The 23,423-nt window shown below is 63.2% G+C and carries 23 protein-coding genes; 11 read left to right on the top strand and 12 right to left on the bottom strand.

Going from position 1 to position 23,423, the window contains the following annotated elements; genetic code table 11:
• Genes PDM28_RS10295 through PDM28_RS10285 form a run of 3 tightly spaced genes read right to left on the bottom strand, consistent with a single transcriptional unit; the run spans position 1 to position 2,765 of the window.
• Positions 1 to 255, bottom strand: a complete 255-nt coding sequence (locus PDM28_RS10295; RefSeq protein ID WP_311181882.1) for a hypothetical protein — start codon at positions 253 to 255, stop codon at positions 1 to 3.
• Positions 252 to 1,586 (bottom strand): TFIIB-type zinc ribbon-containing protein, encoded by a 1,335-nt coding sequence (locus tag PDM28_RS10290; RefSeq protein WP_311181881.1) that lies wholly within the window; start codon positions 1,584 to 1,586, stop codon positions 252 to 254. The genes PDM28_RS10295 and PDM28_RS10290 overlap by 4 nt, the downstream gene beginning before the upstream one ends.
• A gap of 18 nt (positions 1,587 to 1,604) precedes the next feature.
• Positions 1,605 to 2,765: an SPFH domain-containing protein gene (locus PDM28_RS10285; protein ID WP_311181880.1), complete on the bottom strand. Its 1,161-nt coding sequence runs from the start codon at positions 2,763 to 2,765 to the stop codon at positions 1,605 to 1,607.
• A gap of 339 nt (positions 2,766 to 3,104) precedes the next feature.
• Between PDM28_RS10285 and PDM28_RS10280 the strand changes: the two genes are divergently transcribed.
• Positions 3,105 to 3,518, top strand: coding sequence for a hypothetical protein (locus PDM28_RS10280; RefSeq protein WP_311181879.1), 414 nt, complete (start codon positions 3,105 to 3,107; stop codon positions 3,516 to 3,518).
• 25 nt (positions 3,519 to 3,543) lie between these two features.
• Positions 3,544 to 3,846: an Imm31 family immunity protein gene (gene imm31 / locus PDM28_RS19290; protein WP_425507592.1), complete on the top strand. Its 303-nt coding sequence runs from the start codon at positions 3,544 to 3,546 to the stop codon at positions 3,844 to 3,846.
• A gap of 82 nt (positions 3,847 to 3,928) precedes the next feature.
• Here the strand turns inward: imm31 and PDM28_RS10275 are convergent, their stop codons facing one another.
• Positions 3,929 to 4,204, bottom strand: coding sequence for a hypothetical protein (locus PDM28_RS10275; protein WP_311181878.1), 276 nt, complete (start codon positions 4,202 to 4,204; stop codon positions 3,929 to 3,931).
• A gap of 150 nt (positions 4,205 to 4,354) precedes the next feature.
• Here PDM28_RS10275 and PDM28_RS10270 point away from each other — a divergent pair, with 150 nt between their 5' ends.
• The 5 genes from PDM28_RS10270 to PDM28_RS10250 all read left to right on the top strand — a co-directional run bounded on the left by PDM28_RS10270 (position 4,355) and on the right by PDM28_RS10250 (position 7,761).
• Positions 4,355 to 4,675, top strand: coding sequence for a hypothetical protein (locus PDM28_RS10270; protein ID WP_311181876.1), 321 nt, complete (start codon positions 4,355 to 4,357; stop codon positions 4,673 to 4,675).
• 177 nt (positions 4,676 to 4,852) lie between these two features.
• The gene (locus tag PDM28_RS10265; protein ID WP_311181875.1) at positions 4,853 to 5,173 is read left to right on the top strand and encodes a hypothetical protein; all 321 of its coding nucleotides are present in this window, start codon (positions 4,853 to 4,855) and stop codon (positions 5,171 to 5,173) included.
• A 719-nt stretch (positions 5,174 to 5,892) separates the two neighbouring features.
• Positions 5,893 to 6,234, top strand: coding sequence for a hypothetical protein (locus tag PDM28_RS10260; RefSeq protein WP_311181873.1), 342 nt, complete (start codon positions 5,893 to 5,895; stop codon positions 6,232 to 6,234).
• Positions 6,235 to 6,346: 112 nt separating this feature from the next.
• The gene (locus PDM28_RS10255) at positions 6,347 to 6,814 is read left to right on the top strand and encodes a hypothetical protein (RefSeq protein ID WP_311181872.1); all 468 of its coding nucleotides are present in this window, start codon (positions 6,347 to 6,349) and stop codon (positions 6,812 to 6,814) included.
• Between the two features lie 476 nt (positions 6,815 to 7,290).
• Positions 7,291 to 7,761, top strand: a complete 471-nt coding sequence (locus PDM28_RS10250; RefSeq protein ID WP_311181871.1) for a hypothetical protein — start codon at positions 7,291 to 7,293, stop codon at positions 7,759 to 7,761.
• Positions 7,762 to 7,807: 46 nt separating this feature from the next.
• On the opposite strand, the gene PDM28_RS10245 is transcribed toward PDM28_RS10250, so the two are convergent.
• A complete protein-coding gene (locus PDM28_RS10245) occupies positions 7,808 to 9,133 on the bottom strand; it encodes a sensor domain-containing diguanylate cyclase (protein WP_311181870.1) in 1,326 nt (441 codons plus the stop codon).
• Positions 9,134 to 9,321: 188 nt separating this feature from the next.
• Here PDM28_RS10245 and PDM28_RS10240 point away from each other — a divergent pair, with 188 nt between their 5' ends.
• Positions 9,322 to 11,367, top strand: a complete 2,046-nt coding sequence (locus PDM28_RS10240) for a TonB-dependent receptor (protein ID WP_311181869.1) — start codon at positions 9,322 to 9,324, stop codon at positions 11,365 to 11,367.
• Positions 11,368 to 11,448: 81 nt separating this feature from the next.
• Here PDM28_RS10240 and PDM28_RS10235 read toward each other — a convergent pair whose 3' ends face one another.
• The 7 genes from PDM28_RS10235 to PDM28_RS10205 form a co-directional block, all read right to left on the bottom strand.
• Positions 11,449 to 13,497, bottom strand: coding sequence for a TonB-dependent receptor domain-containing protein (locus tag PDM28_RS10235; protein WP_311181868.1), 2,049 nt, complete (start codon positions 13,495 to 13,497; stop codon positions 11,449 to 11,451).
• 166 nt (positions 13,498 to 13,663) lie between these two features.
• Positions 13,664 to 15,187, bottom strand: a complete 1,524-nt coding sequence (locus PDM28_RS10230; RefSeq protein WP_311184680.1) for an SDR family NAD(P)-dependent oxidoreductase — start codon at positions 15,185 to 15,187, stop codon at positions 13,664 to 13,666.
• Positions 15,188 to 15,359: 172 nt separating this feature from the next.
• The gene (locus tag PDM28_RS10225) at positions 15,360 to 16,745 is read right to left on the bottom strand and encodes a cytochrome c (protein ID WP_311181867.1); all 1,386 of its coding nucleotides are present in this window, start codon (positions 16,743 to 16,745) and stop codon (positions 15,360 to 15,362) included.
• Positions 16,746 to 16,755: 10 nt separating this feature from the next.
• Positions 16,756 to 18,531 (bottom strand): GMC family oxidoreductase, encoded by a 1,776-nt coding sequence (locus PDM28_RS10220; RefSeq protein ID WP_311181866.1) that lies wholly within the window; start codon positions 18,529 to 18,531, stop codon positions 16,756 to 16,758.
• Positions 18,532 to 18,534: 3 nt separating this feature from the next.
• Positions 18,535 to 19,263: a gluconate 2-dehydrogenase subunit 3 family protein gene (locus PDM28_RS10215; RefSeq protein ID WP_311181865.1), complete on the bottom strand. Its 729-nt coding sequence runs from the start codon at positions 19,261 to 19,263 to the stop codon at positions 18,535 to 18,537.
• A gap of 92 nt (positions 19,264 to 19,355) precedes the next feature.
• A complete protein-coding gene (locus PDM28_RS10210) occupies positions 19,356 to 20,492 on the bottom strand; it encodes a DUF3667 domain-containing protein (protein WP_311181864.1) in 1,137 nt (378 codons plus the stop codon).
• Positions 20,493 to 20,578: 86 nt separating this feature from the next.
• The gene (locus PDM28_RS10205; RefSeq protein ID WP_102944945.1) at positions 20,579 to 20,908 is read right to left on the bottom strand and encodes a YegP family protein; all 330 of its coding nucleotides are present in this window, start codon (positions 20,906 to 20,908) and stop codon (positions 20,579 to 20,581) included.
• 214 nt (positions 20,909 to 21,122) lie between these two features.
• On the opposite strand from PDM28_RS10205, the gene PDM28_RS10200 reads away from it, so the two are divergent.
• The 3 genes from PDM28_RS10200 to PDM28_RS10190 all read left to right on the top strand — a co-directional run bounded on the left by PDM28_RS10200 (position 21,123) and on the right by PDM28_RS10190 (position 23,417).
• Entirely contained in the window at positions 21,123 to 21,776 is a 654-nt protein-coding gene (locus PDM28_RS10200; RefSeq protein WP_102944946.1) for a MarC family protein, read from the top strand.
• 70 nt (positions 21,777 to 21,846) lie between these two features.
• Positions 21,847 to 22,611, top strand: a complete 765-nt coding sequence (locus PDM28_RS10195; RefSeq protein ID WP_311181863.1) for a bestrophin-like domain — start codon at positions 21,847 to 21,849, stop codon at positions 22,609 to 22,611.
• Positions 22,608 to 23,417 carry a transporter gene (locus PDM28_RS10190; protein WP_311181862.1) on the top strand — a complete coding sequence of 270 codons (810 nt, stop codon included), beginning with the start codon at positions 22,608 to 22,610 and terminating at the stop codon, positions 23,415 to 23,417. The genes PDM28_RS10195 and PDM28_RS10190 overlap by 4 nt, the downstream gene beginning before the upstream one ends.
• Positions 23,418 to 23,423 lie beyond the last annotated feature (6 nt).

Raw genomic sequence — 23,423 nt, 5'->3', positions numbered from 1 at the left:
TCATCCGCCTCCGCCGCGCACGACGCGCTTTCGATACTCCCGCACGTTATCCCCGCGGATCCGCGTCTCCTTCGTACCGTTGTTGGTGTCCACCTGCCGGTCCGAGCCGGTCACCGGCTTGGCCTCCACCGTGGTTTCGCGTTCGAACGCATGCGACTTGTCGGTATTGCGGTAATACCGGTACAAGCCCCAATACAACGCCGTTGCGCTGGCGGGGCCAGCCAACAGCAACCAGAGTCCACTATCGTCGCTCATGAGGCCGCTACCAGGAACCAGAGGGTGATGGCTTCAACAATCGTGCCGGTGGTGAGCGCGGCCAGCAGCAGTTTCCACTGCTGCACCGGCACGCTGCCCATGGTTTCACCGGTACGCCCGTTGACCGCGATGTAATGCAGCATGCCGCCGTTGCGGCCGGGCTGGTGGTACGAGTACAGCCACACCGGCAGGTACATGGAGACCCAGCGCGAGCCGTGCACGTCCACCTGCTCAGTCTCCCAGCGCACGCCACGGTCATAGCGGCGTACCGAGCCTTCCACCTGCGAGCGGGCGATGGACAGCAGCTGGTCTTCAAGCCGCGGCTTCATCTTCTCCACATCCAGGTTGCGCTTTTCCGAGCTGAAGCCCAGCAGGTACGAGGCGTTCCACTTCAGCGCGTTCTTGGTATCAAACGGCAGGATCGTGTTGATGATGTTGTTGGTGTTGGCCTTGATGTCCAGATTGCCACGCTCGGCAGAGGATTCCATGGGCAGGTCGTCCACGGTGAAATCCACCGACCGCTCCACCTGGTACACGTCCGCGTCGTAGTAAGTCTTCTTCTTGTCACCCTCGCCCCGCGTGTACTGGCGGGTCTGGATCTCGCCCTTGCCGGTCACGCTGGCGCTGACGTTGCTGTCCACGATCATGTACGGCATGTACACGCCGACCACGTTTTCCGGGGTGAACTGGTCCTTGAACGCCTTGAGCGCGAACAGCCGGCGCTTGTCCACGAACTGGCGGATGCGCGAAACCGCGTCGTCCTTGCTGATCCGGAACGGCAGCACCGCGTCGGGCACCGCGCCGTTGGCGACCTGCTCGTTGACCCCGAACACATGGCGGCACCAGTGGCAGCGTGCGGTCATGGTGGTTTCGGTATTGATGGTCACTTCCGCACCGCAGCCGGTGCACTTGAAGCTCATCAGGCTGGCCGTGCCGGCTTCGATGTCGCGTGCGCCCGAAGCGATGATCGTGCCACGCAGCTGGTCCAAGCCTTCGCCCAGACTATATTCCTGTTCAACCGAGGCGCCGTGCCATTCGTGACGGCAGAACTGGCAGATCAGCACGTCGGTGCCGAGCTTGAGCCGCACGTCGGTCGAGCCGCACTTCGGGCAGCGGTTCAGGCCGTCCTTGAGCTCTTCGGCACGGGTGTCGAGGGCGACCGGATCCGGCGCCTCGATCTCGGCGCGGATCGGGTCGGGCAGGGTGGCCGGGTCGAGCGGAAAGCTGCCCGGCAGCGGCGGTACGTCACGCGGCGAGCCGGGGCCGGTATCGGCCTCCGGCAACGGCGGTGGAGCCCCGGGCAACGGGGGCGGGGTTCTGGGGTCGGACATGGGTCTGTAGTGTCCGCCTTAGAGACCCAGCGCCTTGGCCTTGAGCGCGTCGTAGTCGGCCTGGGTGATCAGGCCGAGGTCGAGCATTTCCTTGGCCTTGGTCAGCTTGGCCACCGGGTCGTCTGCAGCCGGCGCGGCGGGAGCGGAAGGCGCAACCGGCTGCTGCAGCGAACCAATTCCTCCCATCATGCCCGAGGCCATGCCTACGCCCATGATGCCGGCCGCGCCGCCGTTCTCGCCAGCGGACTGGATGCCCTGCGCAACGCTGGCCTGCAGGTTGGAATTGCCACGCCCACCGGACAGCGCATCGGCACGCTGCACGGTCTTGAGCAGCTCGCGGGTGTTGGCGTCGTATTCGATGGAGACAATGGCGGTCTTGACGATGGCCAGGCCGCGGTCAGACTTCCACTGGTAGCCCTGTTCCACCGCAGCGGAGAGGCTCTGGGCGAAGCCCAGCGAGTCCTGCTGCAGCTTGGTGATGCGGTTGCCCTTGCCGGGATCGTTCGTATACAGGCTGAAGGCAGGTGCCAGTGAGCCCACCACTTCATTGAAGAGCTGGGTGGCAGCTGCGTTGTCCATGTCGGTGAAGTCGAACACCTTGCCGGGCTGCAGGTAGCTGGCCGGCACGAAGTTCTTCACGAACAGGATCGGGTCGACGATCTTCAACGTGTACGAGCCGCGCGTGACCGCGCCGACCTGGGTGTTGAGGAAGCCGTCGTCCCAGTAGATTTCCGACTGGGTGCCGAAGCGGTTGTCCGGCAGTTCCTTCAGCGAGACGAAGAACGCCTGCTGCTGGCCGCCCGGCTGGCCGCCGAACTTGAAGCGCTCCCAGCTCTGCTTGATCAGCGGGGTGACGATGCCGTCGCCGGCGAAGATCGACTGCGAATTCAGGTCATCCGAACGCCATTCATAACCACCCGGCTCGGCCACGAAGCCGGTGATCGCGCCGTCCTGGAACAGCAGCAGGCCGTAGCCTTCCGGCACCACGATCTTCGAGCCATTGGTGATGATGTTGGACGAGCCGCTGGTGTTGGACCCGCGCCCTGCGTTGGTGCCCTGCGGCACCGCCGCGAACAGCGCCGCAGTAGCCGGCAGCCCAGCCGGGACGGTGTAGAAGTCCTTCCACTGGTCGGCCAGCACGCCGCCCACTGCACCCTTGACTGCTTGAATGAGACCCATGACCCGCTCCCTGCGATCCAAGGACGGGCGGGGTGCCCGTCACGATGGACCGACTATAGCAGCGAGGGGTGGGGTGGAGATGGGCGTTTCCGGCAGGGGCGGGCGGATTTCCTGACCGCAGCGCACCCACGCTTGCGGGTCAGAACCTCCGTAGCGCTGTACCAACTGCTGGATAATCGGCGATAGTGATGGCCGCCTGTAACCGACTAATTATTTGGAGCGGGGCCGATGGATGAAACAAGCCTTCATGCATCGGTGAGTGGCAGGGGAGTACCGATGGGAGCGTGCTGCTCCTGATGTTGCTTTGAGGGATGCCGACTAGACCTGGTGAAGCTACTCATGACTGCGTCAAAACAGTTTCTTGAACTCAGTGATTTCCTCGCGTTCTCTGTCTGGATGCAAGATAGGGATACGGAAGTCTATTCGCCTGTCATCACTCTTGATGAGCAGATAGAGAGTATCGATGACCTTTTCTTTAGAGTTCGGATCACCACCGCGCAGGGATTTCAATTCGATGGATGCGTGAATGGCATGGGTGACGTAGGGATGGGGATTTTCGCGAATGGAAAGATGTACCCAGTCAATTCGAACTTCCCAAAGTTTTCAACTGAAAGTCTTGCAGAGCTTTCAGCCGACGATCCTGCACTTGGACTGCCAGAGGCGTCGTCACTCTTTCCGCTTCGATTCACTACCATCATCGAGAGGGATCCGATACGGGAGTTCTCAGGTGAGATTGATTTCCGTCGAAAATGAGGTTGGGTGACGTGAGGGCCGCGTAATGAACAGAGATGGTGGCTCCCTGTTTGCGTTCTATGAAGTCGTAGAGGTGATAGCGGGAAGGTCGATGACTGGCGCTATAGTCGGGTGGAGAGGGGCTGTTCTGGGTATGGCTCGGAATGACGAGACCGGCACGTGGTCCTACTCGGTCCATATGATGGAGAGTGGCGAAAGTTGGAGTCTCAGGGAGAGTGAGCTCATCGCAACAGGCTCACACATGACCAGGGGCGATTTCTATGACGGCTCCTCTATCAGGGTGCTGACAGACCCGGAAACGGGTGAGGGAAATCTGTCCGAACCGTGAGGGCTGACCGGCTGCGGCCCGGAGGCGCGGCCAGTTTCACGGAAGTCGAAGAAGGGCCTTCAGGCGAAAGCCCAAGGTAGGATCAGGGAAGATCACACTTCATCTTGCCGTCAACGTAGTACGGCTTGGGTACGTCGGGGTTGTCGCTGGTCTTTTCGAACACCACTTCGAAGGAGGCCGCGTCGGGCGTACCCTTGCGGTCGGTGCAGGCGTCCTGGAGCTTTTTCTTGACTGCGGCCAGTCCCGCGTCGCGATTCGCACCCTCGGCGCTGTTGGTCAGGTTGGCGACTTCGGCGAAGGCGAGGGCACTGGTGCCCAAGAGGCATGCGGTGAGAACGGCAGCGTAACGCTTCTTCATTGCTACTCCTTTGCAGTGTTCGTTAGCGCCTGTCTATCGAATCGAGAAAGGCGATTGAAACGCCGAGCGTCATGCCCGTGGCGCGTTGCTAGGATAGGCAATGCAGGTTAAGGCGCTGTCGCCGGGCCGCATGGACAGGAGTAAGCCAGGATGCAGTTCAAGGTGATGGGGTGGGTGTTGGTGGTGGTCTCGGCGTTCTTCGCCGTGGTTGGGGCTGCGCCATTCGGCGGGGGTGTGTTCTTTCCCTTGATCTCTCTACCGGTGGCTGCAGTTGTTGCATGGCGTGGGCCGGTGGTGGCGCCGCTGCTGGTGGTGGGGCTAGCGGTTCTCGGGTTCTTTATCTCAGTGATTCCGAGAGACACCCTCCTGAGAGAGTCTGGCTTCATCGCCTGGGCGGTGGGCTGGACAGTGGCTCTAGCGGTTGGGGTGCTTCGGCAGCTCACCCGCGGTGACGGTCATCGTGATGATTGAGTGCTAGAGCTGTCGCTGTCGATCAGACATGGCGTTCTTCTGCGGCCCAATGGAGAGCGCCTGGTACGAAATATGGATTTCTTGATTCGGAAGAGCTCTTCGCACTTGCCATCTTTTGAAGCACACTGCCGGCCTGTCGCCGGATCAGCAGGCTAAGATCATAACTGTGAGGTAGTAATGGCTGGCTCCATGGTTTTTTCTAATGAGAACGGCGTAGGAATGAGCACGTTTCAATTCAGGTGTTTCGCACGCCTTGTGCGTGACGCGTTCCTGCCTGCAGAGCAGGATGTTCTCGAGGAGGTGTTTGATCCATTTGACGGGGGAGCCTTGAACTACCTGTACGCAGCCGATCTGGACGGTGACAAGTACTTGATCCTTTGTGGGGCGATCAACCGAGCGCATGTTGCAGGTAGGGAGAGCGGGGGCGAACTGGTCGATGAAGGGCTGTGGGCGGAAATATTTGACGCGATGGCGGCAGATTCCAGATATCAGAAGTAGGATGTGCACGAGGAAGTGTTCAGCCCCCATGGCGAGGGTGGGCTGTACTTCCTCTCTTCGACGGAGTTGGAGGCCTACAATTTCTTGGCCTTCTGTCGTGCCAGTGAGAGAGCCTATTCCGCAAGCCGCGACGGCGGGTTCGTACTGGATGGTAAGTGGTTGTGGGTAGAGATCCTCGACGCGATGAGGTGTGATGCTCGATATCCGCGGTAATGGGCCAGAGCTACTCTTCGGGGGAGATGTCCTCAACACCTTTGATTTCTGAGGTCTTGAAGTTCATCGGACAATTCATTCTTCATATGTGAGTGAAATGGCAGGGACAATCTTTGTAACGTATGAAGAAGGTGTCGCGCTCAGCTCGATCGTGTTTGATCGGTTAAGTGATGCCATACGGTGTCATTTCGGAGCCGGTGAGAGGGCCGTTGCCGCGCAGGTATTTTGGCACCATGACGAGGGTGGAATGTCAGCAATCTCCGCTGATGGACTGCGTCCGGATGAATTTGCGGCTTTCGCCCGAGCCGTGAGAGGTGCACACAAGGAAGCCCGGACTGCTGATGATTTCTCGCTCTATAAGGAGTACTGGGATGAGCTTGAAGGAAGGATTGTTATGGATCCAAGGTATGATTCAGCTGCGGTACCATGAGGAAGGGATTGGATGCCGTTCTTGATGCGTTCGAGCCCGGTCATTATCGCTGTTCTTTCGATTGTGGAGAATGATCTTGCGCAAGCTCGAGCCCAGAGACCTGATGGTCTTGCTTAGATATTTCGACGTTAATGGGCTGAGTGACAGGGAGGCAGACCTGATTGCCGGGGTGGACATCGAGGATGACGTACAGCTGGCACGTTTGATGAGGGATTGGCTGAGACCGAATTTTCTCGCATGGAACAGGGTAGGGCGCGATGATATGTTGGAGGTCCTTAGAGCGTCCGAGTACTGGTCAACGGCAGAGTTGGAGCACGTCTTCTCCAGGATTCAGCTTCCCTCTGGGCAGCAGGTATCGGATGTTGATAGATTCGTCCAAGCAATGAGGGTTGAGTTGGATGACTCTGGAGAGGAATGAACGCTGGTGCCACATATTTTTTGCCGGCCGAGCACGCCCAGATCGGCTTGCGTTCGTTCGTGCCGAATGGTAGCGCTGTTCTAAGACGACGTGGAGTCCCCGAGTGCAATCCATGATTACGTTCATTGCTTCAGTCTACGAGCACTCACCGGGATATTTCCGGAGTACCTACTACTGTGTAGGGCCGGATGACAGCTATTGCCGTGCAGTGAATCTAACAGTTCTGTCGCTGATCACAGAACTTGACCAGGAACAGTTGGAGGAAGTGGCTCACTTGCTCGACACGATGGAAGACCCGGGGCGCGAGCCATCGGGAACTGGGTGGGCGAACTGGGGTTACAACGTGGTCGCGATCTGGCTGGATCCGCCCGTAGCCAAGCCAGGGTTTGCATGCTTTACCAATGACATCTACCCGGAGCTCGATGTAGGAGGAGAGCCGCCGCAGTTTTCCCACGCGCAACTCTCCACCATATTGAATCACTGGAGGTGCTTCCTGGCAGAGATTGCTGTGCATGGCATGCAGGCGATGTCCGGAAGGAAACTTGAGACTTCATTCAACGACGATCATGACATTCGCTAACGAGAGTTGCAGAGCTGCGCCTTAAAGTCACCGGTAGGCGCAAGGCTTCGTCACCTTGAAGATTCTAGAAGGTGCCGGGACGTTGAGATCCCAAGCCGTGGTGTGCATGTCGCGGCATGGACGTGCGCTCCGCAGGCTACATTCTCCTTGCATCGGGAGGCGATCGGTATGGAGCAGGATCTACTCGTTGATTCAACACTGATGTACCGATTGTTCGCAAGCTCTGAGGGCGCCATTTGCCTCGACGTTATAATGGGTGGTATCGCAATGTATGAAGTGACCTTCGTGCTCTCCGAGGCTGAGCTGAGGGAGTGCGCGGCGCGAGGCAAAAGCTACTTGGATGATCTGTCATACGCTGCCTCAAGGAGCCCGAGCTTACATCCTTGGCATAGCTCTCCTCTCATTTGCCTTAATGCGGCGCGCAGTTGTCCCTCTCCGCATACTTGTTATATATATCAAACAGGACAAGGATGAATATGCAAACTGAAGTTCCCAAGCCGAAATGGCGTCCAAGCGTCGTGCCTGCGCGCGAATGGACGATGTCGCATCTGCGCAAGTACTTGGGTGGTCGCGCGTTTACGCTTTACTCTCACGGGACCTGCGTGGTCTGGATTGGCGATGGGGAGCTCGGTGTTACTGAGGCAAATGAACGACTCCGTGCGGTCACTCTTCAAGACCCTGATTTCAGGGTTCAACGCCATGAGGACGGGAATTGCCTGGTCACCTTCAAAGGGGGGATTGGCGGCGTCATGTCGGGCGAACTTCTTCAGGCCAACCTTGCCGGGCTTCGACAGCACGCAGTCACACAAGGCATGCTTCCTGGCGAAAGACTGGTGACCCACCACGCCGACAAGGAATCCGAGCTGGACATGATCGCAGGCTTGTACGTGAGAGCACGACTTTACCTCGATGTGAACGATCTCGAAGTTGTAGCGTCCGCGGTTTGATTGGGGCTGATTCAGTGCGCGATGCGGCTGCGGCTGTGCCAAGCGCTCAGTTGGAGGGCGGACGCTCTCGCCGCCGACGCTCGTAAAGCTTCATGTCGGCCCGATTGATGGTGTCGGCTACGGTCTCCGAAGGGCGATTGATAGCGCAGCCGCCGGAGAAGCGGATGGGGGAGAGGTAGGCGCGGTCCTGGTACTCGGTCTCCAGTGCCTGCAGGCGTTCCAACGTGGCGCCCGGTACGAACACAAGGAATTCGTCGCCGCCGAGTCGCACCACCACTTCGCCTTCCTGCAGCGGTTCGGACATGAACGAGACGAAGTCCACCAGTACAGCGTCGCCATGCGCATGGCCCTGCGTGTCGTTGATTTCCTTGAAGTGGTCCAGGTCGAACACCAGGCAGCCCCAGGCTTCGGGCTGGTTTTCGGCAAGCTCGGCGAGGTAGCGGCGGTTGAAGGAGCGGGTGAGCGGGTCGCGGATGGACAGTTCCATCAGCTGACGCTCCTGCAGGTGCTGGGTGGTGATGTCCTGCGCGTGCCCGAGTACGTACTGCGGGCTGGCTTCGGTGTCGAGGATGTTGTGATACGCCCAGTAGCGGCGCGAGCCGTCTTCGGCCAGCAGCTCCATTACGCCTGAATCGCTCTGGTTCTCGGCGATGCGCTGCAGGTATTCCTGCAGCAGATGTTGCCGCTCTTCGGGAATGATCTCAGCCAGCGAATGACCGACCAGCTCCGATTCAGGCCGGTCCAGCGAGGCGGAGGCGGCCGGATTGACGGAGGTGATGATGCCGTCCAGCGTATGCGTGCAGATCAGTCCCAGGCTGTGCTGGAACAGCCGGCGGTAGCGCGCCTCGCTTTGTGACAGTGCCTCGCTGGCCTGTCGTTGCTCGGCCATCCGGTTCAGCAGGCTGGCGCGCTGCTCCATGGCGAAGGCGGCGACCTGTGCCAGCCATGCCAACGCTTCACGCTGGCCCGCGCTGGCCTGGCCCGGCGCGGTGTCGAGCAGGCACAGGGTGCCGATCCGGTTGCCGCCCTGTACCCGGATCGGTGCGCCCAGGTAATGACGCACGAAGGGCGGCCCCTGCACGATAGGGTTGTCGGCAAACCGGGGATCCTCGCTGGCGTCCTGCACCTCCAGCACCATGTCCGACTGGATCGCCCAGGTGCAGAAGGAGATGTCGCGGGCGGTTTCCGACGCGGCATCGATGCCCACCAGCGACTTGAACCACTGGCGGTTGCCGTCGATCAGCGAAATCATCGCGATCGGCATCCCGGTCATGGCGTGGGCTGCACGGGTCAGGGCGTCGAAGAATGGCTCCGGGTCGGAATCCAGAATCCGCAGGTACTCCACTGCAGCTTGACGCTCGCGTTCGGTCACTGCACGCCTCCACAGCCTGTTACGGCGCAGCCCTCCGCTGCGACTGTCCCATCCTAGGTTTCTCCCGGGCAGGGTCCGGTGAAACTGGCGGGGAGAGAAGTGGGGTCGTGGTTCCATTGTGTGGTATGAGGGACCCAGCGTGATGTTATAGTGTTACATCCACTGCCTATTCATAACGACAGTCCTTGATGAAGATCCATGCCTTGGTGGCCGCCACTGCCGCCATCCTGTTCGCGCCCCAAACCCGCGCCCAGTCGTCCGACTCCGCCCTCACGCTCGGCAAGGTCGACGTACACCAGCACACCGAAGGCCAGCTCACGGCCCATCAGGTGCTGACCTCGGTGGATGTGCTCGGCGCCGACCAGATCGAGGACAAGAATGTCTCGCAGAGCTGGGAGCTGCTCGGCCAGATGCCCGGGATCCAGCTGACCGAATTCCGCCAGGGCGCCGAGTCGGGCAAGGTCAGCTTCCGGGCCTTCAATGGCGAGGGCTACCTCAATGCGATCAAGACCCTGATCGACGGCGTGCCCAGCAACGTCAACAGCGGCAACCAGCGCTTCATCGACATGCTGTTCCCGCTGGAGATCAGCTACATCGAAGTGGTGCGCGGTACCAACGACCCGCGCTATGGCCTGCACAACATCGGCGGCAATGTGAACTTCGGTACCCGCCAGGGCGGCAACTACACCGACGGCCGGCTCAGCTACGGTAGCTACAACACCCGCGACGCACAGCTGGCGGTCGGCCGCGAGAGCAACGGCGTCGCGCAGAACTACTTCTTCGGCACCCAGGCCTCCGACGGCTATAGGGACCACGACACCTCGCGCAAGTACGCGCTGGGCGGGAAGTGGTTTTATGGCAGCCTGGACGATGGCATGCGGGTCGGGCTGACCGCTCGCACCTACCATCAGGAAGCAGACGAGCCGGGTTTCATGACGGCGGAAGAACTGCGTACGGACCGCCGTGGCTCGCAGCTGCGAAACGCCAATGACGTCGACGAGCGCGACATGCGCCAGATTGGCGTGCACCTGGACCTGAAGCTGGCGGACAACCTGTTCCTGGGCAGCAAGCTCTATTACAACCGGTACGAAGACGACCGCAAGGTCACCTTCAGCGACCTGCCGACCGGCAACGCGCCGCGCCAGCGACGGGTATGGGATGAAAAGCAGACCGGCATGCTGACCACGTTGACCTGGCAGCCAGCGGACACCCTCACGCTGGAAGGTGGGCTCAACTACGAGCATCAGGACAACGGCTATATCCGCGAGCGTTTCAGCTACGCAGAGCCCACCGACTTCTCGGCACCGCCTGCGCGGGTGCAGAACAACGACCGCCACACGTTCGACAACTGGGGTGCATACGCGCAGGCGATCTACCAGCCCATCGAAGCGCTGAAGATCGTGCCGGCGTACCGGGTGGACCGGTTTGATGGCAATACGCAGTTGCAGGGTGGCGTGACCGGGCCGTTGCAGCGCTACGGCACCATCGGGCAGCCAAAGCTCAGCGTGGTGTATGCCTTCACCGACACGGCCAATGTGTACGCCAACTGGGGTCGCACCTTCCAGGTGCTGACCGGTTCGACGCCGCCGGCGTACCTGACTCCCGGCCAGGATCCGATGGGCGCTTCCACCAACACCGGCATGGAGCTGGGCATGAAGTTCAGCCCCTTCGCGGGCAGCCAGGCGCGTGTTGCGGTGTGGCAGCAGGACGCGGCCAATGAGGTGTCCAATATGCCGGCCACTGGCACCACCGTGACGTTGGGCAAGACTCGGCGGCGGGGCGTGGACGCGCAGGTCAGTGCCAGCTTGGGCGAGCGCTGGACAGTGTGGGCGTCGCACGCGTACCAGGAGGCGAAGATCGAGCGGGATAACCGCGATGCGAGTCTGTCGCTGGAGGGGCGTGAGGTGGCGGCCACGCCGCGTTACATCAGCAACATCGGGGTGGATTTCCAGGCGACCGAGGCGTTGCAGTTTGGGCTGCAGGGCAGGGCGCAGGGGGATTATTACCTGGAAGAGCGCAATGTGGCCGGCAAGTATGGCGGCTTCGCGGTGTTGGATCTGAGTGCGCGGTATGACATCAGCCCGCGCTGGAGCGTGGATGTGCAGGTGAAGAATGTGACGGACCGTGAGTACGCGTATGCGTGGTACGACAGCTTCTTCTGGGAGCAGCCGCAGCCGATGTTTTCACCGGCTGCAGGGCGATCCCTATACCTGGCAGTCAACATGAAACTGTAGTGCCGGCCGCTGGCCGGCTCCTCGGGGAATCCGGCATCGCCTGGAGCCGGCCGGCGGCCGGCACTACGTATTCCGGTGCCGTCAGAAACGGGCAGTTGCACCGACAAAGAACGTGCGCGAGCCTGTGTCGTAGCTGTTGCCGTCGTCGATGGTGGAGACATCACCGGCATTGAGCACGCCTGCACGCAACGTCAGGTGCTCGTTGACATCGAACCCGGTCACCAGGTCCCACGTGGTGTACGCCTTGGCGAAGGTCGGGCTGGTGCTGGAGACCAGCTGCTCACCCACATGCTGCGCGCTCAGGTTCAACGACCACGCGTCGGTGACCTGCCAATCCAGCGAGGTATTGGCAGTCAGCTTCGGCACCACCAGCAGGTTGGCACCGGTCGTGCGGTTCTTCGACTCCAGCATGCGGGTGGCGTTGGTGGTCCAGCTCAAACGCTCATGCAGCGGAATCGTGACGCTGGCTTCCACGCCGCGGGTGCGCGCCTCCTGGATGTTCTGCGCGACCGTCCACCAGAAGCCGTTGACGAAGCTGGAGTCGAACCCGGCGATGTCACGCAGCGGCACCTGTTCGATCTTGTCGTCGAAGTCGGTCAGGAAGTAGGTGGCCGAGGCCGACCAGCCGCTTCGGTCGAAACCAACGCCCAGCTCGTAGTTGGTGCTGGTTTCCGGTTCCAGGTTCGGGTTGCCGGTCATGTAGCAGCCGGTGGTGCCGTCGGCGCTGACCGAGCGGTTGGTCCAGCCTTCCACGGTCAGGCTGCGACAGCCGTTGCCGCCGGACTGGGTGGCCGCACCGGCGCTGCCCTGTTTGAGGTTGGGGGCGCGGAAGCCCTGTGACACGCCACCCCGCACCGTCCACGCGTCGGACGGGTGCCACACCCCGTAGATGCGCGGACTCAGGTTGCCGTCGTAGTTCTCGGTGTTGTCCCAGCGCAGGCCCAGGGTCAGGGTGAAGCGCTCGTGCAGGGTGATGTGGTCTTCGGCGAACAACGCCCAGGAGTCGGCCTCATTGGTCGGGCTGATCCGACCGGTGCCGCTCCAGGTCACCGGTACGGTGCCGATGGTGTCGGTGTTCTGCAGCTCTTCGCGCTTCCACTGGCCGCCCACGTTCAAGCTGTGCTCGAAGCCCCAATGGAAGCCGGTGGCGAACGCGGTGTCGAACACGGTTTCCTTGGAGTGGTTGCCCACCGCGCTGCCCTTGTCCTCGTAATCGTTCTGGGTCAGCGTGGTCTTGGAGGTGCTGGTGTCGCCGTAACGGCCGTCGTGGGTGACCACGTAACCGGTGTGCACCAGCTTGGAGAGGCCCCATGCGTTTACATTGCCGGCGCCACTGTTGCGCTGCACGCCGTGCGAGGCTTCAAAACCCAGCATGTGGTCGCCGTTGATCGCCCAGTTGAGCAGGGCGTTGGCATTCTCCGCCTTGTTGCCCGGGGTCTGGCTGCGGCCGCGGTCGGATTCGCGGTCGGTGACGTTGGCGCCCACGCGCAGCCCCAGGTTGTCAGTCAGCGGGCCACTGAACAATCCGCCCATCTGGGTGGTGTTGCCGCGCGACTTCGCATCGGGCTTGCTGTAGTTGTAGGTAACCGAGCCACCCCATTCGGTGCCGATCTTGCGGGTGATGATGTTGATCACCCCACCCATGGCGTCGGAGCCATACAGCGACGACATCGGGCCGCGCACCACTTCGATGCGCTCGATCATGTCCGGCGACAGCCAGTTGAGGTCCTGCGGGCCCAGGTCGTCGCGGTAGTTGACGCCGGCCGAATTGCCCTGGCGGCGACCGTCGATGAGGATCAGGGTGTACTGCTCGGGCAGGCCGCGCAGGCGGATCTTGGACTGCGCGCCGGAGAGCGCATAGCCACCGGTCACGCCGGGCACGGTGCTGAGCAGCTGGCCGATGCTGCTGACCGGCTTGCGCTCGATCTCCTGGCGGGTGATGACGCTGATGCTGGCGGGCGCGTCGCGGATCCACTGCTGGGCGCCGGTGGCGGTGACCACGACGGTGTCGAGGTCCCTGGTGTCGGCAGCGGCTTCGCCGTTGGCGTGGGCCTGCGAGGACAGGGCAAGGGCGATGGCGGCAGTGAGTGCGGCCAGGGAATGGGCAAGCGTGGGGGATGAAACATGCATCGAGAGCAAACTCCTGGGTTAAAGGGTCCGCTGGCGATGGCTGGGACGTCCGTGTACGTGTTTATGAAAACGTTAACAATCGTATCACGAACCATTCGCATTTGACACATTGCGACAGGTTGTCACGCGGCGTGTGGCCGGGCATTGCCCGACCACACGCGCGGCGTTACCAATCGGTAGGCACGTAATCCTTCAGGAACTGGCCCCACACGTGCTCGCCGGTATTGAAGCCATGGATGATCGGATCGACGATGCGCGCAGCGCCGTCCACGATATCCAGCGGCGGGTGGAAACGCTCTTCCTCCACTTTGCGCTTGGCGATCTCCGCCACGTCCTCGTCGGTCACCCAGCCGGTATCCACGCTGTTCATGTGGATGCCGTCGCCGTGGTAATCGGCGGCCGAGGTGCGCGTCATCATGTTCAACGCGGCCTTGGCCATGTTGGTGTGCGGGTGGCGGGTGGTCTTGAAGTTGCGGTAGAACTGCCCCTCCATCGCCGACACGTTGACGATGTGCTTGTCGTGCTCGGGCGAGCGCAGCATCAGCGGCTTCAGGCGCGCATTGATGATGAAGGGTGCAACGGCGTTGACCAGCTGGGTTTCCAGCAGCTCCACCGACGACACTTCGTCCAGCTGCAGGCGCCACGAATTGCGACCGCGCAGGTCGACCTGCTGCAGGTCCTTGTCCAGCTGCCCTTCCGGGAACAGATGCTGCTGGCCCAGCAGTTCGTCGGCCAGCAACGGTACCTGCGAGAGCTCGGCGGCGCGGGTCAGGCCATCGGCACCCAGCAGGGCGGCGTCCTTTACTGCGAGTGCGGACGCTTCCGCGCCCAGCGCCAGCATTTCCGAGCTGCGCAGGCCTTCGTACTGGCCGACCAGCTTGCGGATGGTTTCCGGCAGGTCCTGGCTGGCCACGGTTTCACCGGCCATCATGTGCGCGTAGAACTGCGGCGGGCGGCGCACGGTCTGGCAGGCGTTGTTGATGATGAAGTCCAGGCGCGTGCGGGTAGCCAGCAGTTCGCTGCAGAACGCTTCCACGCTGGGCGTGTGGCGCAGGTCGAGGCCGTACACCTGCAGGCGGTGGCCCCATTCGGCGAAGTCCGGCTCTTCCGCATAGCGGGCGGCCGAGTCGCGCGGGAAACGGGTGGTGACGATCAGCTCGGCACCGGCACGCAGCAGCTTCAGGCCGGCCTGGTAGCCGATCTTGACCCGGCCGCCGGTCAGCAGCGCAACACGGCCGCGCAGGTCGGCGGTTTCGGTGCGCTTGATGAAGTTCACGTCGCCACAGCTGACGCACATCTGGTCGTAGAAGTGGTGCAGCTGGGTGTACTTCTGCTTGCACACATAGCAGTGGCGCGCTTCGGACGCGTGAACTTCTTCCGGTGCATCCGCCGCGTTCTCACCGTTGTGCGGGTCGTGCAGGCCGGCGGCGTGCGGCGGGAAGTAGTTGGGGGTCGTGAACACCGGCTTGCGGCGCAGCGTGCGGATGCCAGTGTTGTCCAGCTTGGCTTCTTCCTTGCGGATGCTCTCTTCGCGCAGGCGCACCTTGGCCTGCTGCTTGAGCTTGGCCCGGCGCTCCTTCGGTTCCGGGTGGTAGACCTGGGCCACCACCTGGTGGAAGCGCTGGCGCTCCTCTACCGGCAGCACATCCAGCAGGGTGCGGTCGACGTCGATGGCGGCGAGGAGCTCCATCGCAGCACGGATGCGGTCATCAAGGGGCGACTCGACCTGGGGCAGGGCGTCGGCGGGGGAAGAAGCGATAGCGTTCACGTTGGATCCGGGAGAGAGCGGCAGGCGGGCGTACAGCGGGCCGCTATTCTCCCTGATCCGGGGCATTCATGCAGGCGGGGCCTGAACCGCCCCGTCAGCCGGCGTCTTCGCCGTCCCGGGCCGTGGTCGGGTCGTGCGCATCCTTGGCCGCCTTGGCCTCGTCCTGCAGGTGCCTGCGCACCTTGGCCGCCTGTTCCGGGGTCACTGCGCCGGCCTGGTTGCCGAAGTCCTGGCGGATGAAGGTGGCGAGCTGGGCGATTTCCTTGTCCGACAGGCGTTCAGCGAAGCCGGGCATGCCCAGGTTGGACGGGCGCTGGGTGGTGGAAGGCAGCGAGCTGCCGTCCAGAAGGAGGCGGATCACCGAGGTCGGGTCGTCGGCCAGCACGGTCGGGTTGCCGGCGATGGACGGGAACACATTCGTGTAACCGTTGGCATCGGTACGGTGGCAGGCCGCGCAGTTGTCCACGAACAATTCCGCGCCGCGGCTGTCGTTGACGCCGGCCTGCAGCTTGCGCGCGGTGGCGTCGCTCGCGGTGTACCGGGACGGGTCATGGCCGCTGGCGGGCAGCTGCTTCAGGTACACGGCAATCGCCTGCAGGTCCTGGTCGGTGAGCTTCTGGGTGCTGTGGGTGACCACGTCGGCCATCGGCGTGCCCACCACGGCACTGTGCGCGTTGCGAGCGGTGCGCAGGGTGTCGACGATGTCCTGGGTGGACCAGCGCCCGAGCCCGTCGGCGTCATTGCCGCGCAGGTTCACCGCGTTCCAGCCGTCGATGACCTGGCCGCCGGAGAGGTAGGCAGCGCCGCTTTCATCCAGCGCCTTTTCCTGCAGCGTGAAGCCGCGCGGGGTGTGGCAGCTGCCGCAGTGGCCCAGGCCCTGGACCAGATAGGCGCCGCGAGCGAGCTGGGGGTCGCTGTAGCGGTTGGGATCGAACGCCACCGCATCGGCGTCGGGTGCGAAGGTCTTGCGCCATATCGCCAGCGGCCAGCGCATCGACAGCGGCCAGGTGATGTCTGTTGCACGGTTGGCTTCATGCACCGGCGCGATATCCCCGTGCAGGAAGTAAGCGTGCAGGGCGCGCACGTCGTCGTCGCTGACCCGGGCATAGGAGGGATAGGGCATGGCCGGATACAGCGTGCGACCATCAGCCGCGATACCGTGGCGGAGCGCGCGGTCGAAGTCGTCCAGCGAGTACGCGCCGATGCCGGTTTCCTTGTCCGGGGTGATGTTGGTGCTGTAGATGTTGCCCAGCGGCGAGGCCACCGGCAGGCCGCCGGCGAACGGCTTGCCGCCCGGCCGGGTGTGGCAGGCGGTGCAGTCGCCGGCATCGGCCAGGTAGCGGCCACGCTCTATCAGGGCGGCGTCTGCCGCAGGCCCTTCGGCCAGGACGCGCGTCCTGGTGGGGATAAAGGCATAGGCCAACGCGGCAAGCAGAACCACCAGGCCGATCACCACGATCCAGAGCAGGAGCTTCTTCATGTGCGCCTCCTCAGGCCTGGACCATCGGGCCCGGGTCGGGCAGGTACTTCTCGCGGATGGCGGTAGCCGCCCAGTACGCCAGCCCGCCAACCAGCCCGGTGGGGTTGTAGCCGTTGTTCTGCGGGAAGGCATTGGCGCCGATCACGAACACATTCGGCACGTCCCAGCTCTGCAGGTAGCGGTTGAGGGCCGACGTCTTCGGGTCCGCGCCCATGATCGCGCCACCGCAGGTATGCGTGCTCTGGTACTTGGTGATGTTGTAGTGCTCGCCGTTCTTCTTGGCGTCGCCACTCATCGACAGCGGGTTGAGCGTGCGGCTCATCTGCATGGCCTGGTCGACGAAGAACTGCGAGGCCTTGATCTCGTTCGGGTGCCAGTCGAAGGTCATGCGCAGCAGCGGCCGCCCGAAGGAATCCTTGTAGTTCGGGTCCAGGCTCAGGTAGTGCTGCCGGTAGGACATGCACGCGCCCTGGACTTCGTAATAGAAGTTGTGGCGGAAGTTGTCCGCCGCCGCCTTCTTCCAGGCGGCGCCCCAGTTCGGTGTGCCGGAGGGCACATTGATGCCACGCACCGGGCCGGCGCCAGGCTGGCGCGCCCAGACCAGGCCACCGCCGACGAAGCCGGCCTTGGCGTTGTCGAGCTGGTTGCCGTTGAGGTCATCCATGGTGGTGCCGGCGCCGCCGATGCCGATGAAGCCGTTGGCCTGCACGTCCTTGTCGAAGAACAGCACCACGCGGTTGAGGTTCTGGTACGAGTAATTGCGGCCGATGGTGCCGGTGTTGGTGACCGGGTCGTAAGCCTCGCCGATGCCGGAGACCAGCATCAGGTGCACGTTGTAGAGCTGGAACGCGCACAGCAGCACCATGTCGGCCGGCTGTTCCACCTCGCGGCCCTGCGCGTCCAGGTAGGTCACGCCGGTGGCCTTGGTCTTGCTGCTGTCCAGGTTGACCCGCAGCACCTGCGAATGCGTGCGCAGTTCGAACTTCGGGCGCTGGCGCAGGACCGGCAGGATGCAGGCATTCGGGCTGGCCTTGGAGTAGTTCAGGCAGCCGTAGTCGCTGCAGAAGCCGCAGGCGTTGCACGGGCCGAGCTGGCAGCCGTAGGGATTCACATAGGGACCGGACGCATTCGAGGCCGGAATAGGGTAGGGGTGCCAGCCCATTTCCTTGGCGGCCTTGTAGAAGAGCTCGCCGCCCAGGTAGTTCGGGTTGGGCCCCAACGGATACTCGCGCGAGCGCGAGCCTTCGAAGGGATTGCCGCCCGGCTGCACGGCGCCCTGGATCACGCCGGCCTTGCCGGAGGTGCCGCAGACCCGTTCGAACATGTCCAGGTGCGGTTCAAGTTCGGCATAGGTGACCGGGAAATCCTGGATGGTCATGTCGTCGGGGATGAAGGCCTTGCCATAACGCTGTTCCACGTTGGAGCGCAGCACCAGGTCTTCCGGCAGCGGACGGAAATGCGCGCCGCTCCAGTGGCTTCCTGCGCCGCCCACGCCAGTGCCGGGCTTGAACGAGCCCATCTGCCGGTAGGGCACTGCGGTGTCGGCGATGGAATGCCGGACCGTCACGGTCTCCTGGTTGAGGCTCTGCAGGTAACGGCGGTGCACCGAGCCTTCGAGCTCGTCGACCACCTTTGGATAGGCGAAGTCCGGCTGGGTATCGCGGTCGCCGCCGCGCTCCAGCGCCACCACGTGCAGGCCGGCGTCGGTGAGTTCCTTGGCCAGGATCGCCCCGGTCCAGCCCATGCCGACGATGACAGCATCTACTTTCGGTTTCGTGATCGCCATCGTTCAGCCCCTCCGCCCGGCCAGGTCGACCGGCGGCAGGGGATACGCCTTTTCACGCACGCCGATCCAGTCGATGTAGTCCGCGCGCATGCCGGGATAGCCGATCATCTTCCACGCGGCCATGCCCTTGTTGGCGCCGTACTTGGGATCGGCGAAGTAACCGTTCTTCACTTCACCCAGCAGGTTGGAGAAGAACAGCTTGCTGGAAATGGCGTCCAGCTCGAGCTTGCCGCCCTCGGCCGCCTTGAGCAGGGTTTCCTGCTGCGCATGGTCCAGCTGGGCGAAGGTCTTGCCGTTGAATGCGTTGCGGCAGTGGGCATCGACGGCATCGATGCCGACCTTGATGATGTCGCGCAGGGCCAGCTTGCCCTGGTAGCCGAATTCGCTGGGGGCCTCCAGGAAGGGGCCCTGCATGTACCAGATGGCACCGGCGGCGTAGGGCGTCTGCATGTGGCGGTCGAGGAACTCCGGAACACCGGACTCCACCGCACCTGGGCCGGTCTCGTCCGACGGGATCAAGCGGTCGCAGGCCGCCGTGATGAACACCCATTCGGCCGCGTTGAAGAATTCCGGGGTGTAGTCCTTGGCTGGCGCGGCGTCAGCCGGGCCGGTCTCTGTCGGGGTGCCGGGAGCGCAACCGGGGAGGGCGGCGGCAACAGGTAGCAGGGTAAGACCCTGGAAAAAGCGGCGACGGGTCAACGTCGGCCGACTCTGGTCTGCCTCGTCTTTCATGGGGTGGCTACCTGTGGGGGTGGCTGGATGAAAGAAACGAGTCTAACGGCCGCTACGCGATGAAAATGTGCATCACTTGGCCTTGCACCGACCTACACGCGAGCCAGGCTTGCGATGGCGAGGATCGCCGTCGCTGCCGTCACCAGGGTGAAATACAACCACCCCAGCGCCATGAACTTGATCGATGTCACCAGCCAGGACTGGCCATACACGCGGCGCTGCATGATCAGCAGATAGAGCGGCATCCAGACCAGGAGCAAGGTCACCGCAATGCCGATCAGGCTGCCAACGACTGGAACGTCGGGCACCTGGCCGGCGAGCAGGGTCAACAGCAGGATGCCCAGCAGGGCCACGCACAGGAAGGCGTGGCTGTACAGCGCCACCACCAGATGCTCCAGGTACAGACGGCCGCTCCGGAAGTAGAAGATCTTCAGCAACAGTGCGAACAGTGGCACCAGCACGAACAATGCCGACGGTACCGATGCGAAGAAGGCATTCACCAGCAGCTGCGGCCGCTCATTGATGCGCGGCAGGTTGAGGCGGATGATCTCGGCCTGGCCGGTGAGCCAGCGGTTGGCGAACCCCGGAAGAAAGTCGATATCAACGGGGGTGTACGCCTTGGGCGCAGCCGGGGCAGTGCCCGGTGACGCGGCGGGCGTCGCGGTAGGCGTCGTGGCAGCCGTAGAGCCGGGCAACCCGGCCAGTTCCTTGTTGCGCTGGGCGGCCTGCTTGTCGATCTTGGCAATGGCCCGGTCCATGGTGAAGCGCATCGGCTCGGGCAGGGTCCTGCGTGCGGTTTCGAGCGGTTTGATGTGCGCCAGGCGCGCCTTTTCCACCTCTTCGCTGGTGCGTGCGTCCTTGAACGCAGTGGCCACCTCCGGTGGGGCAGGCGTCTGGTCGATGAAGGTGCCGGCGTCGACGTGGACCACCAGCCGTGCCACGAAGAAGGTCAGCACCGCCACGATCACGAACAGCCGGATCGGCGGGATGTAGCGGGTGCGGTGGCCGGCCAGGTAGTCCATTGCAAGACGCCCGGGCCGCAACAGCTGCTGGAGGGTACGGAAAATCCGTCCATCCAGGTGCCAGAACGATTCGAAAACCTCTTCGATCGCGTGCCCGAAACTGCGCACCGGGCTGTGCGCCGATTGACCGCAGTGGTGGCAGAAATCCCCTTGCAGGGAGGTGGCGCAGTTCTCGCAGGCATCAAGGTGGGACGCAGTCGAATGCATCGGTGCCGGGGCCCGGGCAGGGAAGGCGCTTAACATAGCCGGGCGTCCATTGCGGTGCCAGTGCCTGCCCGGGCCCGTCGGCGAGATCAGCTCTGGTCGTCGATCGGCGCCCCGGGACCGTTGGTCATCACCGACTGGATGCCGATCTCGCGGGCGCCTGGGGAGGTGTAGGTCTCGCTGGTGCCGATGGGTTCGCCATTGGCGGCGACCAGGTTGAACATCGGCTGCCCGTTCGCGGCCGCCTTGCGCTGGTAGCGGTCGTCATAGGGGGCATTCGCACGCACCGCGGCGATGCCGGAAAGTGCATTCTGCCGGGTGGTGTACCGTTCGCTCTGCAGGATGACTTCGTTGTTGCCTGCCTTCAGTACGAAATGGAACTGCGAGCCGGCGTGGGTGAGGACATAGCGGGCGGCCACGGAATCTCCTTGCGTCGTGCCGTAGATGGCGTGTGGAATGTCCGGCTGGCAGGCGGGGTCTGTCTATCCTGTAACCGACCAGGTGAGGGACGTTGACTGCTGAACGGGCAGTGCATTCTTCACTGGTCTTGAACAAGTAGAAGTACTGACGCGCGCGGATGTGCGTATCCGCGATGCTGGGGACGAACCTTCATTTCACCAGGGGTCGTGCCCGATGTCCCTTGTCATGGCTGCTGCCGCGGTTGCCGCGCCCCCGCCCACGTACGTCCTTGCCTTGGCGGACATCTTCCTGCTGTTCTTCATCATGATCGGTCCGATCAAGGCCCTGGGCGCCTACGCCACGGCCGCCCACGGGATGGAACCCAGGCAATGGACCGCCACGGCCTGGAAAGTGTTCGGCGTTGCCCTGGTCACCACGCTGGTGGCCGGCGGCGTGGGGGGGATCATGCTGAACAAGTGGCACATTGCCCCCGCCGTCCTGCAGCTGGCCGGCGGGCTGGTGTTCCTGCTGGTAGCGCTGCAGATGGTGTTGGCCCAGTACGCCACGCCGGCTCCGCCCGGCGGCACCGCAGCACCGCCACCCCCCGCGGGCAGACTCGCGTTCCCGGTCACGATTCCTGCCTACGGCATTGCGGCGCTCATCGTACTGGTCGCACTGAGTGGGTCTGCCGATCGCTATCTCTGGATCATGGGGCTGGCGATCCTGGTGCTGGTCCTGGACCTGGTCACGATGCTCTTCATCCGCTCGATCATGAAAACGGTGGGGCAGCTGCCGCTGCAGATCCTTTCCGCAGTGCTGGGAATGTTGCAGGTGGCGCTGGCGCTGCAGCTCATTACCGGCGCCATCCGCACCATCATCCATACCTAGGTCGGCGCACATGGCACTACAGGGCAGTTTTCCCTACCTTCCGCTTTGGCTGATCACGCTCCTTCTTTTCGTGTCGCTGTTGCTTGCGCGCGAGCTGGGTGCCTGGTTGCGCACGCGTCGGCGGCGCACCGCCGGGAACGTCGATGGGAGCTCCGGCGACGGCGATGGGGTCGCGTTCTCGACGACCACCGTGCTCGGCCTGCTTGCGCTGCTGATTGGCTTCACCTTCTCCCTCGCGCTGGGCCGCTACGACGAACGTCGCACCCTGGTGCTCAAGGAGGCCAATGCACTGGGTACGACCTGGCTGCGAGCGGACCTGCTGGATCCGCAGGATGCCAACCGCGTTCGCGACATCCTGCGTCGGTACATCGACGCGCGGGTGGACTTCGCCAACGCAAAGAGCGCCCGCACCGAGGTGGACCAGTTTGCGCGCACCGTGTCGATCCAGAACGAGTTGTGGGCAGCCGTGGTGGCTGCGGTGCAGCCGTTCCGGGATACGCCGCGCGCTTCCCTGCTGATCTCCACGACCAACGAGTCCATCGACCTGTCCGCCGAGCGTTTCGCAGCGCGCCAGGACCACATTCCGCACCGCATCCTCCGCATGCTGTTCGTGTTTTCCCTGCTGTCGGCCGGGCTGCTGGGCTTTGAGCGCGCGCAGAAGCGCAGCACCACGACCTTGCTGCTGCTGCTTTTTTCGCTGGCGGTAGGGCTTGTGCTGGACCTGGACCTGCCCAGTACCGGCGCGGTGAACGTGCCGCAGGACCCGATGCTGGACCTGCAGCGCTCGGTCAATCTGCCGGTGGTTCCGGCCGGGCCAGGGGAGAGTGGGTCATGAACACGCGCGTGTGTGCAGGCGTCCTTCGCTGCGCGCTCCCTGCGCTGGTCATTGCCGCCGCCCAGGCAGGCCAAGCTCGCGCGGCCGATGCCGACGAACTGGCGAAAAAGCTCTCCAACCCGGTAGCCGCACTGATCAGCGTGCCCCTCCAGTTCAACCATGACGACGGCTACGCCAACGGTGGCCGCCGCACCACCCTGAACATCCAGCCGGTGGCACCGTTCTCGCTGTCCACCGACTGGAATGTGATATCGCGGACCATCCTGCCGGTGGCCTATCAGAAGGACGTGATCCCGGGTACCGACCAGGCCGGGATCGGCGACATCACCCAGAGTTTCTTCTTCTCGCCCAAAGAGACCGGTCCGTCGGGGGTGGTCTGGGGCATCGGTCCGGCGATCCTGGTCCCCACCGGCACCGACGACCTCGGCGCGGACACCTGGGGCGCCGGCCCGACTGTTGTGTTGCTGAAGCAGGACGCGGGCTGGACCTATGGCGCGCTGATGAACCACATCGCCGATGTGGCCGGCACCGGCTCGCGCCGCCAGGACATCAGCTCCACCTTCCTGCAGCCGTTCCTGTCGCGGGCGTACAGCGGCGGGCGCACCCTCGCGTTCAACATCGAATCCACCTACGACTGGAAAGCGAGCCAATGGACGGTGCCGCTCAATATCAGCTATTCGAAGGTTACCCGGCTGGGGAGCCAGATGATCAGCTACCAGGCCGGCGTGCGTGCGTATCTCGACGCTCCCGATGGCGGACCGGATTGGGGTGTCCGCTTCGTGGTCACGCTGCTCTATCCGAAGTAATACAAG

It is taken from the genome of Stenotrophomonas aracearum (assembly GCF_031834615.1).
Lineage (GTDB): Bacteria > Pseudomonadota > Gammaproteobacteria > Xanthomonadales > Xanthomonadaceae > Stenotrophomonas > Stenotrophomonas aracearum.
Note: the sequence above shows the minus strand (reverse complement) of the source record. Positions and strands in the feature narration are given on the sequence as shown.

Bases quoted from the DNA above. Each gene is read 5' to 3' on its own strand.
- PDM28_RS10255 (WP_311181872.1), top strand. From the start codon at position 6,347: ATGATTACGTTCATTGCTTCAGTCTACGAGCACTCACCGGGATATTTC.
- PDM28_RS10270 (WP_311181876.1), top strand. From the start codon at position 4,355: ATGCAGTTCAAGGTGATGGGGTGGGTGTTGGTGGTGGTCTCGGCGTTC.
- PDM28_RS10220 (WP_311181866.1), bottom strand. From the start codon at position 18,531: ATGGCGATCACGAAACCGAAAGTAGATGCTGTCATCGTCGGCATGGGC.
- PDM28_RS10275 (WP_311181878.1), bottom strand. From the start codon at position 4,204: ATGAAGAAGCGTTACGCTGCCGTTCTCACCGCATGCCTCTTGGGCACC.
- PDM28_RS10225 (WP_311181867.1), bottom strand. From the start codon at position 16,745: ATGAAGAAGCTCCTGCTCTGGATCGTGGTGATCGGCCTGGTGGTTCTG.
- PDM28_RS10235 (WP_311181868.1), bottom strand. From the start codon at position 13,497: ATGCATGTTTCATCCCCCACGCTTGCCCATTCCCTGGCCGCACTCACT.
- PDM28_RS10265 (WP_311181875.1), top strand. From the start codon at position 4,853: ATGGCTGGCTCCATGGTTTTTTCTAATGAGAACGGCGTAGGAATGAGC.
- PDM28_RS10285 (WP_311181880.1), bottom strand. From the start codon at position 2,765: ATGGGTCTCATTCAAGCAGTCAAGGGTGCAGTGGGCGGCGTGCTGGCC.
- PDM28_RS10240 (WP_311181869.1), top strand. From the start codon at position 9,322: ATGAAGATCCATGCCTTGGTGGCCGCCACTGCCGCCATCCTGTTCGCG.
- PDM28_RS10230 (WP_311184680.1), bottom strand. From the start codon at position 15,187: ATGGAGCTCCTCGCCGCCATCGACGTCGACCGCACCCTGCTGGATGTG.
- PDM28_RS10190 (WP_311181862.1), top strand. From the start codon at position 22,608: ATGAACACGCGCGTGTGTGCAGGCGTCCTTCGCTGCGCGCTCCCTGCG.
- imm31 (WP_425507592.1), top strand. From the start codon at position 3,544: ATGAACAGAGATGGTGGCTCCCTGTTTGCGTTCTATGAAGTCGTAGAG.
- PDM28_RS10280 (WP_311181879.1), top strand. From the start codon at position 3,105: ATGACTGCGTCAAAACAGTTTCTTGAACTCAGTGATTTCCTCGCGTTC.
- PDM28_RS10290 (WP_311181881.1), bottom strand. From the start codon at position 1,586: ATGTCCGACCCCAGAACCCCGCCCCCGTTGCCCGGGGCTCCACCGCCG.
- PDM28_RS10210 (WP_311181864.1), bottom strand. From the start codon at position 20,492: ATGCATTCGACTGCGTCCCACCTTGATGCCTGCGAGAACTGCGCCACC.
- PDM28_RS10215 (WP_311181865.1), bottom strand. From the start codon at position 19,263: ATGAAAGACGAGGCAGACCAGAGTCGGCCGACGTTGACCCGTCGCCGC.
- PDM28_RS10200 (WP_102944946.1), top strand. From the start codon at position 21,123: ATGTCCCTTGTCATGGCTGCTGCCGCGGTTGCCGCGCCCCCGCCCACG.
- PDM28_RS10250 (WP_311181871.1), top strand. From the start codon at position 7,291: ATGCAAACTGAAGTTCCCAAGCCGAAATGGCGTCCAAGCGTCGTGCCT.
- PDM28_RS10295 (WP_311181882.1), bottom strand. From the start codon at position 255: ATGAGCGACGATAGTGGACTCTGGTTGCTGTTGGCTGGCCCCGCCAGC.